Source organism: Dolichospermum sp. LEGE 00240, from assembly GCF_015207875.1.
Taxonomy (GTDB): Bacteria; Cyanobacteriota; Cyanobacteriia; order Cyanobacteriales; family Nostocaceae; genus Dolichospermum; species Dolichospermum gracile.
In genome coordinates, this window is the sequence record NZ_JADEVZ010000003.1 from 110,061 (window position 1) to 128,515 (window position 18,455).

Here is an 18,455-nt window from a genome sequence, read left to right on the forward strand (position 1 = left end):
GAGCTAATGATACTGTGATTGCGTTTACACGCCGAATTATTCCTGGATAACTGCATATAGTTTAAGAACTTCCATCAACCGCCCTTGGCTGATTTCCCCTACTATACGCTGCTATTTAAACTTTGGATATCCGTAGATATCTGTTTCAAAGTTAAGATTCATTAAGTAAAGCTGACCATATCTAAATATAGCAACACACAAGGTAGTTAGGACATCAATTAATCATGAAACTCATCCCCAACCAGGGTTTTACTCCTGACTCACTGATTCCTGACTTCTGCTATAAGTACACACTTTGTGGAAAACTCCGCGTCTAAACACGGTATCTCTCGGGGTTTACCATCTGCTGGTGCAGGTAAATCTGCTTTTAGCACTGAATTCACTATCCGTGTTTTTACTAGAAAGTCTAGCTAGGTGCAGATAACTTATACGGTCATCCTTGTAAGAATTATGGCAGGGTTGTCATCACTGTCAATACTTAGGGCTTGCTGAAAAAGTTGTCTGTGAGGGCAGGGAACAGTTTTAACTGTCTGGATATCCTCAATTTTCCCAATCCGACAAAGAAAAATGTACCTATTTTGAGACACCATTAGCCAAAACCTGGCACTTTTTTGTGGTAAAAATCCGCGAAACCCTCTGTTAATAAATGGTTTTAGGTTTATTCAGCCATCCCTACTTATGTGGTATTTTTACAATTGGACACACTTACATTTGTAGCAGTTGCTTAAAAGCCCGCAATAAAAGCAAGTCTGATTTAAGAGATGGACTGAATCAGTCAGTGGAGAAGTTAAGGAAAGCTATTGTTAGCGATTGATTCACAGGGTAGCTAGAGAGAGTGATTTGTCATCAGCAGTAGAGTTTGTCTGGGATACAATCTTAGAAGTTACACTCTTACAGCAGAATTCACCGAGTCAGGAGTAAAACTGGCTTGCTGTCCGGCTTTGAATTTAGATCCTGTACTTCATTAATTTGCAATCTGCTGTATATCTTTGCCTTCGTTCCTGTGATGATCTCACCTGAGTTCGACATAAGATAATTTGTGGAAAACTGCCCCAAGTATGAGTCTCAAACCCTTATGATCTCGTTGAAAAAATCATAACTCCGTTCGCGTAGCGTCTCCGAAGGAGAAACTGCGAACTCCTAACACCGAACTCAGGTGATCTCAGGTAGTGAATCAAGTCATTCAATGCAGTGCCAGAAAATTTCTCTTGATTATCATTCTAACGCAACCTTGCCAAAAATCAATTTCTACAATGTGCTAATTTTTGACAACTACTAGCAAGTTAGCCAATAACTAGACGCTGGCGGTGGATATGCAAGAGATGAAATTCTACATTCGCCACCGTTTCCAGCATAGACAAGATTTGCTCAGGACGCAAGATCACTCCATCAGGGCGACAACTACCCAAGTAACGCACAACGGCTATTGAGTCTAATTCTTGGTGAGAGACGGAAATTAATTCTATCTCCCACAGGCGATCGCGCAGATTTATTAATTGCTGTTTACCGGATTTGGTTGTATGTGCCGATAAAATCTCCTTTTGATGTTTAATAGTGTCAATCCAGTTTTGCCATTGTGCCGATTTTCCCTCGCTTTGGGCTGTAGATATTGTTAATAAATACTCGGCTGCTTCCAGAGTTTGGGTAGCGGAGGGAGACTTGATGTCTATTTCTACTACATTATACACAGGAATGTCACTAGGTAGTTGTTTAACCAATTGGGCATGAAAAGTTGCCACATCCATTGGTTCAGTCAACTCAAAATCAACTATTTCTCCACTACTGGTAGCACCTAAACTTAAAGCACTGGCTAAAGCAATCCTTGGTCCAGGATGAAAACCACCTGTAAAGGTGATGGGTAAACCGGCACGGCGCATGACTCGATCAAATAGACGCATTAAATCTAAGTGACTGACTAAAGCCATATCTCCTTGTTTACCAAAGCATACTCGCAATCGTTGAGCTTTGGTGGTGTTGGGGACAAAATCGCCGGCAAAGCTGGGAATGGGTGGTGCAGCCATCACCACATTGTGACCGAAATCTGTGCCACAGACTCCACAATGAGAACAACCTTCAAAAGAGCAGTCAGGGACAATTGCGGCTGCTAGAGCGCGTTGTAGGTCTTGTTGCAGCCACTTTTTATCAATGCCAGTATCAATATGATCCCAAGGTAAGGGAGTATCCAGTGGTGAGAGAGTTTCTTGGTCGTTGTTGCTGACAGCAAACAGATTCCATTCGCCATTTTCCACTTGACGGTATTTCCAGTCTAAACCGGCTTCGGTAATGGCTGTTCCCCAAGCTGTAAAGGCTTTATCTACATTATCAAACCAAGCATCCATGCCTGCACCCAATTGCCAAGCCCGATGTAACACTTTCCCCAAAGTGCGATCGCCTCTACCAATAAAGTCTTCCATCGCCGAGATGCGAAAATCCGTGAAATTTACTTTCACATTCCGCGTTCCCCGAAATTCTTCCCGCAGGAGGTTTTGCTTTCTCGCAAACTCAGTTGTGGAAACTGAATGCCATTGAAAGGGAGTATGGGGTTTGGGGGTAAAGTTGGAAATGGTCAAAGTGAAGTTTAACGATCTGCGTCCTTTTTCCCAACATTCTTGCTTTAACCATCTTACCGTTTCCACAATGCCAATCACATCAGCATCGCTTTCACCGGGTAAACCAATCATAAAATACAGCTTAATTTTATCCCAACCCTGTTCCCAAGCCGTTTTTACCCCCCGCAATAACTCTTCATTTGTCAAACCCTTATTGACAATATCCCGCATTCTTTGTGTACCCGCTTCTGGGGCAAAGGTTAACCCACCTTGGCGCGTACCTCCCAGGATATTGGCAATATTTTCATCAAACCTATCTACTCTCTGACTCGGTAAGGTGAGAGAAATATTGTCATTTTTTAAGCGATTTTTAATTTCCATCCCCACCGCTGGTAGGGCTAAATAATCAGAACAACTCAAAGACAGGAGGGAGAACTCATTGTAACCAGTTTCCCCCATTCCCTTTTCTATAGCTTCTACCACTTTTTCCGGTTCGACATCCCTCGCTGGTCTAGTTAGCATTCCTGGTTGACAGAAGCGACAACCGCGAGTACAACCGCGACGAATTTCAATGGTGAGGCGATCATGGACTGTTTCTACATAAGGAACTAAGCCAATAGAATAGGCAGGAATGGGTGTGGCGACTCTTCTGAGGACTCTTTTGGGTACATCTGGACTCAGGGGATATACAGCCCCACCTTTACCCATTTCATAAAACTGCGGCACATAGACACCAGGAACTTGCGCCAAGTCTAATAATAGTTCTTGACGACTCAAGCCTGATTTTTTCCCTTCTTCTAAAACCAAGCCAATTTCGGGAAGCAGTTCTTCACCATCTCCCAAAACCATGAAATCGAAGAAATCTGTATAGGGTTCGGGGTTAGATGTTGCTGTTTGTCCACCGGCAAAAATTAGCGGGTAATTTCCCTGTAACCGTTCTTCTCTGGTGACAGGGATTCCCGCTAAATCCAACATTTCTAAAATATTGGTGCATCCTAATTCGTAACTGAGACTAAAGCCTAAAATATCGAAGTCCGTCAACCACCGTTTAGATTCCACAGCAAACAAGGGTGTCTGCGTGGTGCGAAGTTTGGCGGCTAAATCCGCTCCCGGTAGATAAGCGCGATCGCATAACTGGCGAGGCTGGGCATTCAAAATATTGTATAAGATGATATGCCCTAAATTTGATGCCCCCACCTCATACACTTCTGGATAGGTCAAAACCCAGCGGATTGTTGCCCTATCCCAAGGTTTATGGACTGCTAAACGCTCATTACCCAGGTAACGGGCAGGTTTTAAAATATCTGACGTTATTAATTGTTCAACTAAAACAGCCACGTTTTCTAATCTCGAAAATAATGTAGTGTTTTGGAGTCAAAGGTAGAAATAAGCATCTTTGCTGTGGAGTTTTTTAAAATCAGTTAGTTTCCCGCCGATTCTTTTCCCATCTACCCTGATCTCTAGTCGGGTCGCAGATTGCACTACAACCCGACCGGAGATACCTTTACAATAAGTGATATCACTTATGTTCCACTAATCCGTGTTACTACAATTTAGGTTGATCCCACTTTGTTTGCTATCTTCTAGCTACCTTGACACTCTCCTGCCTAAAGGCAAGGGATTCTTAAGACTTCACAGCCTTAATATCCTGTTTGCACAGGTTCCCAGGCTCACCACGTTTGCCCAGTAGGGCGTAGTGATATCTCCTCAAGGTTGTTTCGGGCGTAGACTTTCCCCCAGTCCAGGGGTAGGTTTCTCAATCTTGTACTGATTAAACTATCCTAACATAACTGAGGCGTAAATAGCTGAAGTAGCTTTCATCCCTTGCCTGAACGACGATTAAGTTTTTGAGGCACACTTCGTGTTCACGCAGTGTCCTGTAGGGATATGTTTCTCAACCCAACCTTGTATCTTAGAGGTATGTTAGAATAAGTTGCATTTGTTAGCATAGAAATATTTTAGTATTATTCGTAATAAATATAAATTTAGGCTTCATCTGAGCATAAACTTTTTTTCCTGACTTGGCTACAAGTTGGAAGACTCTTTACTCAATCTTTATAGGTTGACTGGGTTTATTTAAAGATTGTCATAAGTCAATGGTAAAGTGTACTGATATATACATTTTTTTTTAGCAAGTTAAAAAACAATCTACTTATGCCTTCTGAATGCAGATTAATCATCTGTCCCTATAGCAGTTACTCTTGCTGAAGCTAGGAATGAAGGTGGTTTCAGTAAAACTCCTCTGTATTTGTCCACCTTGACTTTTACCCTTGTCATTGATAAAAACAGAATTAGCGAATAACTGGTCTTGATTATTGAGTAGTGATCTAAATCACAGCGTCGAGAGGTATAAATCACCTTTTATACCGAGCATTGTCTTAGATAATGACTAGTAACTGCAATTTGGTTTATTTGTTATGAAAACTCGATACGTGATTCGTCAGTTGGTAGAAAAAGCCCTGCATATCCGCAAGCTAACGCCAGAAATCGAAAATGAGATTAACTCAGAATTAACAAAGCTAGGTCATATCTCTGATGTTGACTATGAAGCTTTAGAATTACTAATGGCAGAGATGGATGCTGGCAGAGTACAGTTAGTTCCTACCTGGGGATAATACTCGTGCTGGAAGGTATTAACGCTGCGTCTTAACATCCTATTGTTGCTAGTATTACCTATGCAATTAAGTCTCTTGATGTTTCTTGTCCTTGTTGATATGCTTGCCACAGTTGATGAATAAATAAATTAAATTGTTGTTTAGCTACTAAATCAGGCTCAAATTTTAGTTCTTTAGGAAAAAGTTGCCCTAAAAAGGCAATAACTTCTGTATCTAAAGCCGGTCTAAACAAATCTAGTGGCCAGAACAAATCTGATACACCTTGTAAATCAATTATAAGTGGTAATTCTGAGTTAGAGTTCACAAGCAGTAAAGGACGCACCCAGCACAATTGTCGGGAAACGACGATTTCAATGACTTCTGCATAAAGATGCTGATGGCTATAATCCAAGGATACAATTTGTCCCGGTTGAAATTTTGGGCTGATATCCATAACTATCTAGAGTAACTTCTGTGTGGCAGTTTCCTTAATTTTAATAATTCCCGTTGCCAGTGATGAGATAGAAAATAAGGGAAAATTTTTCTGTCCCAATTATTAATGTCAATTTCTTGTGTTTGTGCTATGATGTTATAGGAAAAACTTCTCAGTAACGCCAAAGGTATTTTAAGATGGAAATACGGCAATGCAGAAGTCAATAACTGTTAGGCAAATGCTGAACAGGATCATATTGTAGTAAATCAACGATAAAAGAGCAAAGAACCGTGTCAGTCGAAACCATTGAGAAGCGTTCTACATCCCGCAAGCTTGCGCCTCAGTATCGCGTCTTGCTCCATAATGATGATTATAATCCGATGGAGTATGTTGTACAAGTGCTAATGACTACTGTTAATAGCATTACCCAACCGCAAGCTGTTAGTATTATGATGGAAGCTCACCATAATGGGTTAGCTTTGGTTATTACTTGCGCCCAAGAACACGCTGAGTTCTATTGTGAAACCCTCAATAATCATGGTTTAAGTAGTACGATTGAACCAGAAGAATAGTTGTTATTCATTGGTCATTGGTCATTGGCAGAAATATATAATTAGGACTAATGATGATTGACTAAACTCTATTAGGACTTACGCAAGTGTCACACCAAAAATCTGTTGTAGGGTGCGTCAGACTGCATAAATCCTGCAAATAAACAGATTGTTGATGTCTGACGCACCCTACCAATGTGCCAGTTGCGTAAGTCCTGTCTATAATGAAAATTAATTTAGCCCAAATTGCCCAAAGTCCCGCCCCTATCAGGGTGGGCTGTTTTATCTTGTGTTTATTACTGTTATGGCTACCCCTGGCTTTACCAATTTATTTGCTAGTGGAAGATACTAATTTAGAAAGTATTTTGACTCTGGTTATATTATATGTAGAGTTTATTTTTCTGCTCAATATTTGGGGTAATCGAGTTTATCAACAACCAAAAATATTCAGCTATTATGGGTTAGAATTTACGCGCCTGAATGGAGTAAATGTGTTGCAGGGGTTGGCTATTGGACTAACTAGTGTTTTAGTTTTATTTGGTTTGGAAAGTGTGCTAGGTTGGTTGGTATGGCAGCAACCACAAGTGTTTTTGGGAAGAATAATTTTAGAAGGTTTATTAGTTAGTTTGGGTGTGGGTTTTGCAGAAGAATTATTATTTCGGGGTTGGTTATTGGATGAGTTACAACGAGACTACAAATTAAATATTGCTATGAGGATAAATGCAATTTTATTTGCTGTATCCCATTTTATTAAACCTTTGGAGGCAATTATTCATACTTTACCCCAGTTTCCGGCTTTGGTGTTGTTGGGGTTAACGCAGGTATGGGGAAAACGTTGGCGACGGGGACGTTTAGGCTTACCCATTGGTTTGCATGGTGGGTTGGTTTGGGGTTATTACATCATTAATGTGGGACAATTGACAAAATATTCGGGACAAGTTCCTGACTGGGTGACTGGTGTGAATAATAATCCTTTACAGGGGGTTATGGGGGTATTATTTATGGGTGGGTTGGCTTGGTGGATAGGTGGTCAGCAGGTGACAGGGAACGGAGAACAGGGAAGAGTATAGAATTTGGAGATTGACATTCCCCAAATGTAAATGAATCAAAGGTTTGAGGTTGATAAAAAGGAAAATAGGATTAATCTTTAACTCCCTTGGTGGTGCAGAAAACCCCTGAAACACCTATAAATAAAGGATTATACCCGAAACAATGGATTTGGGATTTCTCAAGACATCGAACGAGGTCATTGGGTTTCAGCTTCTATTTTAACCCTTCAGGCTTTTCATTGTGAAACTCAAAAAAGTTTTCTGCACCACTACGCTTTAACTCCTGACAAAAAATAACCAATTAAATACAAAGAACCACATAAAACAACTTGAGTATCTGTGTTTATAAAAGCAGTATCTAAAGCTGAAAATACATCTGAATAGGAATTACAAAAGTTCAAATCTGGGCAAATTGATGTTGCTAACTCAGTTAATTCTACCAAATCTGCTGAATTGCTATCGGGTACTGGCACTAAATATAATTTATCTCCTGGTTTGAGAAGTTCCTGAAAGATATCACCATGATCTTTAGTCGCCAGCATTCCCATTACCCAAGTGATATTTTTGGTATTGAGACTATCTACATAATCTCGCAAAACTTTTGCTGAGGCTGGGTTGTGTGCGCCGTCAATGAGGAGTTTATGACTTTTCCAAGTTGTCCATTGCATTCTCCCTGGCCACTTGGTTTTAGCCATACCATTAATCATAGCTTCCTCGGAAATTTGCCAATTTTGTTTTTGCAAAATTTCTAAAGCTGCTAATGCTAAAGCTGAATTATGTAATTGAATTTGTCCTTGTAATGGTAAAGGATATTTGATTGTTTCTGGACTGGCTATTTTTTGATATTCTGCCCAATTTTGATTAATTTGATCAGATGGTTGTGGGGTAAAAATCGGGCATTGTAATTCTATACTACGGGATTTTACCACATTTTCCGCATCTGCTGGTAATGAACCCACCACCACCGGACATCCTGGTTTGATAATTCCGGCTTTTTCTCTGGCAATATGGGCTACAGTTGGTCCAAGTTGCTGCCAATGTTCTCGACTTATAGAAGTAATGACTGTTACTAAAGGATGATCACAAACATTTGTGGCATCTAAACGCCCGCCTAATCCTACTTCAATCACTGCAATATCAACTTGTTGCTGGGCAAAATATAACCAAGCCGCAGCGGTAATGACTTCAAATTGAGTGGGTGATTCTTCGTCTGGATTAATAGCGGCTTGAACTTGGAGTATTAGTTCACACAGATTATCACTATCAATTGGCTGTTCATTAATACAGATTCTTTCTGTCCAATCTATTAAATGGGGGGATGTGTAGCGTCCGGTTTTATAACCAGCCTCAGTAAGTACCGCAGACAGGTAAGCACAAACAGAACCTTTACCGTTAGTTCCAGCTACATGAATAATTGGCACTTGGTGATGGGGATTTCCCAAGGTTGCCAGTAATTTGACAATTCGAGACAATCCCAAATTCACACCAAAGTGCTGAAAGGGTTGGAGTAGGGAATTTACGTTCATGGGTGATTGGTAATTGGTGATTAGTAATTGGTAATTGGAATAAACTTCTTACCTGTCCCCGTGGCGTAGCACCTGTAACCTGTAACCTGTAACCTGTCCCCTGTCCCCTGTCCCCTAAAATTACACTTCTTTGCTCAAAAAGTTTTGTACTTGTCTAAGGGCAGCAGCACCGATATTGAAAACAGCCCAACCCGCAGCGATCGCTACAGGTGCTAGAACAATTAGTACACGATTATCAAAGTCCATATCTAGAAATCCTCTCTAAATTCAAAAATCTTAAGTTTTATCAACAGTTCTCAACTTTTATTGTGATCTGAAGTGGGGAATTTTTTCAAGCTTATATGTAAAGTTTGATTAAAAGTCAGGGAAAAGGTGACAGGTGACAGATTACAGGTGACAGGTGACAGGTTACAGGTTACAGGTTACAGGTTACAGGGAGCAGGTTGCAGGTTACAGGTTACAGGTTACAGGTTACAGGTTACAGGTTACAGGTGACAGGTTATAGGTTATAGGTTACAGGTTACAGGTTGCAGGTTACAGGTTACAGGTTGCAGGTTGCAGGTTACAGGTTACAGGTTACAGGTTACAGGTTACAGGGAGCAGGTTACAGGGAGCAGGTAAGAAGTTTATTCCAATTACCAATTACCAATTACCAATTACCAATTACCAATTACCAATTACCAATTAGCAGCATGAAGAAGGGCTAATTGGTGGTATTTTTCGGCGTGTTCGATGAGTTCGGTGATTTCGGTGTCTGAGAGTTGACGGACTACCTTACCGGGAACACCCATGACTAGAGAACCGGGGGGAACGTTTTTTGTGACTACTGCACCTGCGCCGATAATGCTACCTGTGCCGACTCTGACGCCATTTAAGACGATTGCCCCAATACCAATTAAACAACCACGCTCAATGTGAGCAGAATGTACCACAGCGCGATGACCGACAGTGACGTGATCTTCTAAGATTGTGGGGACACCAGGATCACCATGAAGAATGGCCCCGTCTTGAATATTTGTACATTCGCCAATTTTAATTCGTTCTACATCACCTCTAACCACAGAGCCATACCAAATGCTGGCCTTGGCTGCTATGGTGACAGAACCAATAATAGTGGCGTTTGCTGCCACAAAAGCAGCTTGAGAAAATTCTGGAGATTTCCAGCCAGAAGAGATAGACACGATAGAATATGGATATGGTACCCAGGAACACTGGAGGAACTCCAACCTTTAGGGCTGGCGGCAAAACCAGAATATCACGACGTTGACCTTCTATCGTTAGGCGGTTGTGAAACTTGTTCTCAAGCACTATCTTCATTTTATGTAGCATTGAGCAAGTTATTTAAAGTAGTGGAACAGGAGTGTAAAGTTAAACCTACTGGTGCTGGCAAAAAACACAATATTATGTTTATACGCACTTCATGATAAATCCAGGCTTTCAGTACCCGATATTTGGCCCTGAAATACAGTGTCCTCACTGTCGCCAAACTATTTCGGCCTTGACATTGACGGATACTTATTTGTGTCCTCGTCATGGCGCATTTGAAGCTGAACCCAAAACGGAGGAATTGGTTCATTTACAGTCTGGTCGTCATTGGCGCAGATGGGATGGAGAATGGTATCGTCAACATACCCATCCTGATGGGATTCGGTTTGAAATTCATGAAGCTTTGGACAAGCTTTATACTCAGGGTTATCGGGCTACGAGGATTATTGTTGCTAACCGTTATCAGGAGTTGATGAGTGGCTATTTAGAAAGGAGTACACCTTGGCGTGCTGGACAAGGGGAAGTTGCTACAGGGGCGCGATTATATGGCTTACCTGTGGAGTTTAGTCCCGATTCCACTGCCGAACCTTGCTGGGAAGTAATTAACTTTGATTTGGATAAAGAACCTGGTGTGCCGGTGCGTTATCCATATTTTCGGTTGTTTGAGTAGGTAACAAGGCAAGAGGCAAGAGGCAAGGGGCAAGAGAGAAGAAAGTCTAAATAAATATCTTACTGTTCCCTGTTCCCTGTTCCCTGTTCCCCAATTTGGGTTTTAGATTGTAGATGAATCCAAAATCTCAAATCCAAAATCCAAAATTCTATGCACCATGCTTCTATTAGAACGGCAAATATCCATTTAGCGATCGCTTTTTATGAGCAGTTAGGGTTTACGGTGGGCGATCGCTTCACTACCGGTTATACTCTAGCTTGTTGGATGGAAGGTTTAGGGACTCGAATTGAACTCATCCAAATTCCCCAACCTAAACCAGCCCCAGATGCTTTTGATGATGAACATTATGTAGGCTATTATCATCTGGCGTTTGATGTGACGCAGATCACACCGGATTTACCAACTTGGTTGGAAAGGTTAAAAACACGGTTAGCAATAATAGAAAATCTACCACCCCTGAAAATTCTTTTAGAACCTACACAGCAGCAAATTGGCGATAACATTTTAGAAGTTGCGTTTATCGCTGATTCTGACGGGTTGCCTTTGGAATTTTTGCGGTTTTTGCACAAATTAACTTGAAAAGGGAACAGGTAATTGGTAATTGGTAATTGGTGAAAACTATTCTGCTTTCTTCTTCACCCTGAAATTCTGACTCCTGAACTCCTGACTCCTGACTCCTTCCATGAGGTACAGAAACATTTGCTCAATTTTCTCAGTCAATCAAAATATGTAACTTAAATTACATATAGCTATTCGCCAAAGATATGTCTTTTTTCTCTATCGCACAACGACATCGCTTTTCCTTATTCATCTTGAGTATCTGGGTAATAGTGGCTTTTATCTGCCATCAAGATGCTGGTTTTAGCGGAGAAAAGGCGGATTTCTCTCCCCGTCTCCACAACTTCGACTCAGAAAAATCTCATAAAACACTAGTCGCCAAGGAAACACCAAATCTCGCTATTACAGCAAATATTCGGAAAACAGTCCTTGATAATGGGTTAACTGTTCTCACTAAAGAGGTTCATAATGCTCCTGTGGTGACAGTACAGGTGTGGTACAAGTTTGGCTCAGGTCAAGAAGCACCTGGGGTAAATGGTATTGCCCATCAATTAGAACATTTGATGTTTAAAGGTACTAGCAATCGTCCTATTCAATTTGGGCGGTTATTTAGTGCTTTAGGCAGTGATTCTAATGCTTTTACCAGTTATGACCAAACCGCATATTACAATACGGCAGAACGGGATAAACTCACCGCTCTGTTGACGTTAGAAGCTGATAGGATGAAAAACTCGCTGATAGATCCTCAACAGTTAGCTAGTGAGAAGCGAGTGGTTATTTCTGAATTACAAGGTTATGAAAATAGTCCAGAATATCGTCTTAATCGCGCTGTGATGATGTCGGTTTTTCCTGATCATCCCTATAGATTACCGATTGGTGGCACTAAGGCGGATGTGGAAAAATTCACAGTTGCACAGGTAAGGGAATATTACCAAAAATTCTATAGTCCTGATAATGCTGTTTTGGTAATTGTGGGAGATTTTGACACCGCACAAACTTTGAAAAAGGTACAAACTTTTTTTGGTAAAGTTCCTAAACGTCAATATTCACCCCATAACCTCATAACTCCATCCCCAGCCGCTACTCCTGCACCTGTAATTAAATTACAAGAACCGGGGGGAAATCCATTACTACAACTAATTTACCCACTTCCTCAAATCAATCAACCAGATATCCCCGCGCTGGAAGTCATGGATTATATTTTGACTGCGGGTAAAAATTCTTACTTGTATCGGGAGTTGGTTGAATCGGGTTTAGCTAATGATGTTTCGGCAAATGTCGCTAGTTTACGCGCGGGTGGTTGGTATGAAATATTGGTGACATCTGCGGGAGGTCAGGATTTGACTAAGCTTGATGCAGCGGTAATCAAGGCTCTGGATAAACTTGCTAAAGTCGGTTTGACAAAGGAACAGGTAGAACGAGCTAAAACTCAATTAACGGCTTCAGTGATTTTAAATAACCGTGATATTACCAATCAAGCAATGCAGTTGGGTAATGATCAAATCACGACGGATAATTACCAATATACAGAAAATCACTTAGTAAATATTCGTAAGGTTCGAGTTACTGACGTGATTAATGTTATCAATAAATATTTGCAGCCAGCAGCGCGGAAGGTGGGATTTTTTGAACCGACTAAACAAGTAGTAACAGTTCAAAGTTCATCCTATTCAACCCCAACACAAGAAAATTTTGGTACTGATGTGGCTGTAGTTCCTGCGGAGGTTCAGCAATATTTACCACCTTTAGATATATTACCCAAAGCGGAGAAGAGACAAATACCCCAGCAATTACAACTTGCTAATGGGTTACGCATATTACTGTTACCGGACAAAACTACGCCAACAGTGACTTTAAGCGGCAATATTAAAGCGGGAACAGAATTTGAGTCCGATAATCAGGGAGGATTAGCTTCTTTAGTGGCAGCAAATCTGATGAATGGCACGAAAACTCAAGATATGCGGACTATTGCCCAAGGATTGGAGGCAAAGGGCGCAAATCTGAATTTTGAAGCTTATCGTGAAGGTGTGCGGATTAAAGGTAGTAGTTTGGCGGTGGATTTACCCATTTTGCTGGGGACTTTGACGGATGTAATCAGAAATAGTACATTTCCTGAAAAAGAGTTTGCTCTGGCGCGTCAACAAGCTTTAACTTCCTTAGATTCAGATTTAGATGATCCTGATAAGGTTGCAAATCGGATCTTTGTGCAGTCTATTTATCCGAAAAAACATCCGTTACATACCTTCCCGACTGCGGAGAGTATTAGTAAAATTCAACGTCAAGACGTGATAGGTTTCAGAGCGCAACATTATCGCCCTGATACTACAGTTTTAGCCATTGTTGGCGATTTTGATGTTAACAAAGTGCGATCGCTCATTCAAGCGAAATTAGGAGATTGGCAAGTTAAAGGCAAACCACCAAGGGTAAAATATCCCAATGTGGGGATGCCGAAAAATGTGGTTAATGTTAATCCGGTTGTTCCTGGTAAACCCCAAGCGATAACTTATATGGGTTATACCGGTATTAATCGTCAAGATAAACGATTTTATGCGGCAATGATCTTGAATCAAATTCTCGGAGGTGATACATTATCCAGTAGACTAGGGGCAGAAGTGCGCGATCGCCAAGGTTTAACCTACGGGATTTATAGCAATTTCATCACAGGTAAAAATGTTGGTACATTTCTCATTGAAATGCAAACCAGTCCAGAAGACGCACCCAAAGCGATTTCTAGTACCCGCAACCTTCTCAAACAAGTTCATCAACAAGGTGTTACCCCTATTGAAGTAGAAACAGCCAAACGCAATTTAATCAGCAATTATAATATTTCCTTAGCCAATCCCGAACAATTAAGCCAAAAAATGGTCATGAATGAAGTTTACGGCTTAAATCAGGTAGAATTGCGATCGTTTACCAGCAAAATAGAGCAAGTCAACCTCAATCAAGTCAATCAAGCTGCCCGTGAATTACTTCATCCTGATAAAATTGTGGTTGTCACCGCAGGTCCACCAATTCTTGCCCATAAAAAGATTAAATAAATCTTAGTCATGGATGATACAGCAGGAGTCAGGAGTCAGGAGTAAAACTGGCTTTTTGTATGGGTCTCAATTGAGATTCTGTACTTCCTAACTACGTAATCTGCCGCAAGAATAGATGTGATTTGCAAATCAAATATCTATTTAGCCATGAGTAACTTCTTAATTAAGGTCTACTACAATCTACCTCGCATCATCTGTATATTTTCCCTGCTAATCAGTCTGGTAATCATGGGTGTATCTCCAGCAACAGCAGAGAACCTATCTAATAATTTACTCAAACAACCAGCTATAGAAATTACAGTTAGCTTGGGTAATTCTAGGAACGAATTAAAATTTGAGCCAAATCATTTAGAATTTATCCCCGGCAACCGCTACAATCTCAAATTAAGTAATCCTAGTTCACAAAAACATTATTTTACAGCCAAAGACTTTGCCGATGCAATTTGGACGCAAAAAGTTGAAGCCGGAAATGTCGAAATTAAAGGTAATATTCACGAATTAGAACTCAAACCCGGTGCAGAGGCAGAATGGGTATTTGTACCTATGAAACCAGGCAAATACACTTTACGATGTACTATTGCTGGACACACAGAAGCAGGAATGAAAGGAGAAATTGTGATTAGGTGATCATCTATCCCTAGAGGCGCAAAATAAGTTAACTTAAAATATAGATATTTTTGGCAATAAATCTCAACAAATTCACACCTAATCGGTAAAGCGCCGCTAACTCCTAAACTTCATGATGAATATTTTTACCAACCTACTTTCCCAACCAGCACAGCCAAAACCCGAAAAACAACAACGCCGAGGGATTGAAATTAAATCAGCCCGTGAAATCGAAATTATGCGGCAATCAGCCAAGATTGTGGCAACTGTTCTTAAAGAAATTTCTGAGTTAGTGCAACCAGGAATGACAACGGCTGATTTAGACGCTTACGCCGAAAAACGCATCCGCGAAATGGATGCCACTCCCAGCTTTAAAGGGTATCATGGCTTCCCCGCCTCGATTTGCTCTAGTATTAATCATGAAGTTGTACATGGAATTCCTAGCCCGAAAAAGGTAATTCGGGCAGGAGATGTATTAAAAGTTGATACAGGTGCTTTTTATCAAGGCTTTCATGGTGATTCCTGCATTACTATCGCGGTGGGTAATGTAACAACTGAAGCCGCAAGACTGATTAAAATAGCGGAAGAATCTTTATATAAAGGGATTGAACAGGTAAAAGCTGGTGTACATTTGACGGAGATTGCCGGTGCAATTGAAGATCATGTCAAAGCCAATGGTTTTACAGTGGTGGAACAATTTACTGGTCATGGTGTAGGTAGAAATCTACACGAAGAACCAGCGGTATTTAACTACCGAACTCGTGAGATCCCCAATGTGAAATTGCGCTCAGGGATGACGTTAGCAATTGAACCAATTTTAAATGCTGGTTCTAAGAATACCCGAATTTTAGCTGATAGATGGACTGCGGTAACAGTTGATAATGCTTTATCTGCCCAGTTTGAACATACTGTATTAGTGACAGATAGTGGGTATGAAATTTTAACTGATAGAACTCATCTTTAACTATGATTCTTGTGATTTAGATGACAACTAACAACTGACAACTAACAACTGACAAATTACATTGTTAATTCCCACCAAGTTTTTTGACCAACTACACCATCTGTTGATAGACGGCGACGATTTTGAAAAGCTTTGACAGCAGTTTCGGTGACTGGTCCAAAAACTCCATCAATAGTTATTCCATAACCGTTAGCAATTAAAAGTTTTTGTAAAGCTCTTACAGATATACCTGAACTACCAAAACTAATCACCGGCATGGGTTGGTTCTGGGTTCTAGGGTATCTTGTGGATACCGGAATACCTGTTTTTTTTGTGATGGGGATATTACCAGCATCAGCTACTTCATAAGAAATGAGGGGCATCTGTTTTTGGGTTATTTGCTCAAAGATTTTGTGCCTTCGGAATGAGAGGATTGAAAGATGATTTGGGGAAGTTATACCGATTTGAGTAAATTCTGGCGGTGTAATTTGAGGGTAAACAACTAATTTATTGGATTGATGATTTGTTAAACCCATACCATTCTCTCTGGGAAAGATTTTCTGTGAGAGAAAATGGGGTATATTTAGTGGTTTTGGATTCAATATACCCATCATCAGCAGTCCGATTTCAGTCATTTTATTTTATCGCTGTGCTTATTTATAAAGTAGTAAATAGCAAAAGAAAAGTAGAGGCAATGTAGAATGGTACTGAGTTATTTAGAAAATTAAATATAATACCTGTATACAGGTATCCGAGCAAAGTTAATTGAATATCTGGGGAATAAATGGGAACAAATAAAAATCCCTATCCCCCACTCTCTTTTTTGTAATGATTCTCACAATAAATCTATAGTAATCCTATTTGAGTTATGAACTAGTTCTTTTAACGAACCACTCCAGACACAGAGGACACAGAGGTGGGAAAATAAGAGATGTGATACCTACGGCACGCTTCGCGAAGACATTTAATTTAGGATTGCTATAGTACACTGCGGCTTAAATAACCCAGCCATTCTCACTCGCTAAAAAGCTTATGACCTATTGCTTTTGATTTTTGACTTCCGCCTGGCGGTACTAGCGGTTGATATCGGAAGAATGATCTGATTTGAGACTATAATTATTATGAATTTTATTCATCTATCTTAAGGGAGTTAAAATTATCGAAAAAATACTTAGGTCTTGGTAAAGGATAAAAAATCCCAATTGATGAGATTGGGAATATCAAATCTTGAATAAATTTGTTGGGGTATTTGTCAGCACGGTAGCATAGTATAATTAACCCATCCCATTAGCAACTGGATGGAAGTAGAAGGCAAAACCCAAGACAGTATAAGCTGCTAGAAGTAATGTTCCTTCTAACCAATTGGACTTACCATCAGAACTAATGCTATTAGCAATTAAAACTGATACAGCAACAGCTACTAATTCAAAGGGGTTAAAATCTAAATCCATTGGTTGCCCAAATATCCAACCGGCAATTACTAAGACTGGGGCAACAAACAGGGCAATTTGCATACTTGAACCTACAGCGACAGACATAGCCAAATCCATTTTGTTTTTCATGGCTACGGTGACGGCGGTGGCGTGTTCAGCAGCGTTACCGATAATGGGAACTAAAATGACCCCGGTAAATAGTGCGCTTAAACCTAGTTTAGATGTGGCGACTTCTAAGGAATCAACTAGCAATTCTGACTCCCAGGCAACTAACAGGGTACAAACTAAGAGTACACCAGTCCATAACCAGACATTTGGTTTTTCATGGATAACTTCGTCGTCTTCTTCTATTTCTGCTACGCCAACTTCATACAAATAAGCATGAGTTTTCATGGAAAATAGTAGTGTTAAGCCGTAAACCAAAATTAAGACGATGGCTACAGCTAGGGAGAGATTTTGCACAGTTGCTTCGCTAATACCTATGGAGGTATAGTTCATGGCTGTTGGTAGCAAAATCGCAATTACCGCCAAGTTCATAGAGGAAGCATTCACTCGCGCTACAACGGATTCAAATGTTTGTTCTTTGTAACGAATACCCCCTAGTAGCATGGATAAGCCCATGACTAGAAGTAAGTTACTGATAATTGAACCTGTGATACTGGCTTTAACGACATCAATTAAGCCTGCATTGAGGGCAACTAAGGCGATAATCAATTCTGTGGCGTTGCCAAAGGTCGCGTTTAAAAATCCGCCTATTCCTGGACCGACGACTACGGTGATTTCTTCGGTAGCTGTACCCATCCACGCTGCTAGGGGGAGAATCGCTAATGCTGCGGTGATGAAAACTATTAAGTCTCCCCATTCTAAAAAGTGGGCTGCTAGGGATATGGGTATAAACAGCAGCAGCACGGTGAAAATAATGTTCTTGATTGACATTTTTACCTTTAGTTGAGGGGATTTTTACACAATGTCTAAAATATCATGTGCATTTGAATACCTATCATAAGCTGTTACGCAGCTAAATTTAATATTTTGTTAGAGTCTTTGCAGTCAGGCTTGGCGATGAAAAACTGGACTTCATAACAGCAGAAATTGCTGTATCTATCTGAGATGGTAATTGGTTATTGGTAATGGGCAATGGGCAACGCCGGAAAATTATACTCAACACGGCTTAAATCCAGGTTTTTCGTGATTTTACAAAAGTCCATGTCCTAACCGTTTTGAGTATAAATAAACAAT

At 40.5% G+C, this 18,455-nt stretch carries 15 protein-coding genes; 8 read left to right on the forward strand and 7 right to left on the reverse strand.

The genetic code is table 11. The annotated features are described in order from the left end of the window. Window positions 1–1,283: 1,283 nt before the first annotated feature. Window positions 1,284–3,887: a TIGR03960 family B12-binding radical SAM protein gene (locus IQ226_RS01475; protein WP_193891183.1), complete on the reverse strand. Its 2,604-nt coding sequence runs from the start codon at window positions 3,885–3,887 to the stop codon at window positions 1,284–1,286. Between the two features lie 1,079 nt (window positions 3,888–4,966). On the opposite strand from IQ226_RS01475, the gene IQ226_RS01480 reads away from it, so the two are divergent. Then, on the forward strand, window positions 4,967–5,164 hold the full coding sequence (locus IQ226_RS01480) for a hypothetical protein (protein ID WP_015078743.1): 198 nt from the start codon (window positions 4,967–4,969) through the stop codon (window positions 5,162–5,164). 58 nt (window positions 5,165–5,222) lie between these two features. Here IQ226_RS01480 and IQ226_RS01485 read toward each other — a convergent pair whose 3' ends face one another. After that, a complete protein-coding gene (locus IQ226_RS01485) occupies window positions 5,223–5,597 on the reverse strand; it encodes a hypothetical protein (RefSeq protein ID WP_193891186.1) in 375 nt (124 codons plus the stop codon). Between the two features lie 269 nt (window positions 5,598–5,866). Here IQ226_RS01485 and clpS point away from each other — a divergent pair, with 269 nt between their 5' ends. Both clpS and IQ226_RS01495 read left to right on the forward strand, forming a co-directional pair. Beyond that, window positions 5,867–6,148, forward strand: coding sequence for an ATP-dependent Clp protease adapter ClpS (clpS, locus tag IQ226_RS01490; RefSeq protein ID WP_168643381.1), 282 nt, complete (start codon window positions 5,867–5,869; stop codon window positions 6,146–6,148). Between the two features lie 203 nt (window positions 6,149–6,351). Continuing rightward, a complete protein-coding gene (locus IQ226_RS01495; protein WP_193891188.1) occupies window positions 6,352–7,197 on the forward strand; it encodes a CPBP family intramembrane glutamic endopeptidase in 846 nt (281 codons plus the stop codon). 248 nt (window positions 7,198–7,445) lie between these two features. Here the strand turns inward: IQ226_RS01495 and IQ226_RS01500 are convergent, their stop codons facing one another. The 3 genes from IQ226_RS01500 to IQ226_RS01510 all read right to left on the reverse strand — a co-directional run bounded on the left by IQ226_RS01500 (window position 7,446) and on the right by IQ226_RS01510 (window position 9,883). Continuing rightward, window positions 7,446–8,702, reverse strand: a complete 1,257-nt coding sequence (locus IQ226_RS01500; protein ID WP_193891191.1) for a folylpolyglutamate synthase/dihydrofolate synthase family protein — start codon at window positions 8,700–8,702, stop codon at window positions 7,446–7,448. Between the two features lie 120 nt (window positions 8,703–8,822). Continuing rightward, window positions 8,823–8,948 carry a photosystem II protein Y gene (locus IQ226_RS01505; protein ID WP_193891194.1) on the reverse strand — a complete coding sequence of 42 codons (126 nt, stop codon included), beginning with the start codon at window positions 8,946–8,948 and terminating at the stop codon, window positions 8,823–8,825. A gap of 431 nt (window positions 8,949–9,379) precedes the next feature. Beyond that, on the reverse strand, window positions 9,380–9,883 hold the full coding sequence (locus tag IQ226_RS01510; RefSeq protein WP_193891197.1) for a gamma carbonic anhydrase family protein: 504 nt from the start codon (window positions 9,881–9,883) through the stop codon (window positions 9,380–9,382). 239 nt (window positions 9,884–10,122) lie between these two features. Between IQ226_RS01510 and IQ226_RS01515 the strand changes: the two genes are divergently transcribed. The 5 genes from IQ226_RS01515 to map all read left to right on the forward strand — a co-directional run bounded on the left by IQ226_RS01515 (window position 10,123) and on the right by map (window position 15,804). Continuing rightward, the gene (locus IQ226_RS01515; RefSeq protein ID WP_193891200.1) at window positions 10,123–10,638 is read left to right on the forward strand and encodes a TIGR02652 family protein; all 516 of its coding nucleotides are present in this window, start codon (window positions 10,123–10,125) and stop codon (window positions 10,636–10,638) included. A 150-nt stretch (window positions 10,639–10,788) separates the two neighbouring features. Beyond that, the gene (locus IQ226_RS01520; RefSeq protein ID WP_193891203.1) at window positions 10,789–11,217 is read left to right on the forward strand and encodes a VOC family protein; all 429 of its coding nucleotides are present in this window, start codon (window positions 10,789–10,791) and stop codon (window positions 11,215–11,217) included. Window positions 11,218–11,402: 185 nt separating this feature from the next. After that, window positions 11,403–14,234, forward strand: a complete 2,832-nt coding sequence (locus IQ226_RS01525) for a pitrilysin family protein (protein ID WP_193891206.1) — start codon at window positions 11,403–11,405, stop codon at window positions 14,232–14,234. A gap of 228 nt (window positions 14,235–14,462) precedes the next feature. Beyond that, window positions 14,463–14,861 carry a plastocyanin/azurin family copper-binding protein gene (locus IQ226_RS01530; RefSeq protein ID WP_370567063.1) on the forward strand — a complete coding sequence of 133 codons (399 nt, stop codon included), beginning with the start codon at window positions 14,463–14,465 and terminating at the stop codon, window positions 14,859–14,861. Window positions 14,862–14,976: 115 nt separating this feature from the next. Next, window positions 14,977–15,804, forward strand: coding sequence for a type I methionyl aminopeptidase (map, locus tag IQ226_RS01535; RefSeq protein ID WP_039200540.1), 828 nt, complete (start codon window positions 14,977–14,979; stop codon window positions 15,802–15,804). A gap of 56 nt (window positions 15,805–15,860) precedes the next feature. Here map and IQ226_RS01540 read toward each other — a convergent pair whose 3' ends face one another. Continuing rightward, on the reverse strand, window positions 15,861–16,418 hold the full coding sequence (locus IQ226_RS01540) for a peptidoglycan-binding protein (protein WP_228039188.1): 558 nt from the start codon (window positions 16,416–16,418) through the stop codon (window positions 15,861–15,863). A gap of 639 nt (window positions 16,419–17,057) precedes the next feature. Further along, window positions 17,058–18,152 carry a calcium/proton exchanger gene (gene cax, locus IQ226_RS01545; RefSeq protein ID WP_193891209.1) on the reverse strand — a complete coding sequence of 365 codons (1,095 nt, stop codon included), beginning with the start codon at window positions 18,150–18,152 and terminating at the stop codon, window positions 17,058–17,060. Window positions 18,153–18,455 lie beyond the last annotated feature (303 nt).

Excerpts from the sequence above, each read along its gene's own strand:
- IQ226_RS01480 (WP_015078743.1), top strand. The coding sequence starts at position 4,967 with ATGAAAACTCGATACGTGATTCGTCAGTTGGTAGAAAAAGCCCTGCAT.
- IQ226_RS01485 (WP_193891186.1), bottom strand. The coding sequence starts at position 5,597 with ATGGATATCAGCCCAAAATTTCAACCGGGACAAATTGTATCCTTGGAT.
- IQ226_RS01495 (WP_193891188.1), top strand. The coding sequence starts at position 6,352 with ATGAAAATTAATTTAGCCCAAATTGCCCAAAGTCCCGCCCCTATCAGG.
- IQ226_RS01500 (WP_193891191.1), bottom strand. The coding sequence starts at position 8,702 with ATGAACGTAAATTCCCTACTCCAACCCTTTCAGCACTTTGGTGTGAAT.
- IQ226_RS01505 (WP_193891194.1), bottom strand. The coding sequence starts at position 8,948 with ATGGACTTTGATAATCGTGTACTAATTGTTCTAGCACCTGTAGCGATC.
- IQ226_RS01515 (WP_193891200.1), top strand. The coding sequence starts at position 10,123 with ATGATAAATCCAGGCTTTCAGTACCCGATATTTGGCCCTGAAATACAG.
- IQ226_RS01520 (WP_193891203.1), top strand. The coding sequence starts at position 10,789 with ATGCACCATGCTTCTATTAGAACGGCAAATATCCATTTAGCGATCGCT.
- IQ226_RS01525 (WP_193891206.1), top strand. The coding sequence starts at position 11,403 with ATGTCTTTTTTCTCTATCGCACAACGACATCGCTTTTCCTTATTCATC.
- IQ226_RS01530 (WP_370567063.1), top strand. The coding sequence starts at position 14,463 with ATGGGTGTATCTCCAGCAACAGCAGAGAACCTATCTAATAATTTACTC.
- map (WP_039200540.1), top strand. The coding sequence starts at position 14,977 with ATGAATATTTTTACCAACCTACTTTCCCAACCAGCACAGCCAAAACCC.
- IQ226_RS01540 (WP_228039188.1), bottom strand. The coding sequence starts at position 16,418 with ATGACTGAAATCGGACTGCTGATGATGGGTATATTGAATCCAAAACCA.
- cax (WP_193891209.1), bottom strand. The coding sequence starts at position 18,152 with ATGTCAATCAAGAACATTATTTTCACCGTGCTGCTGCTGTTTATACCC.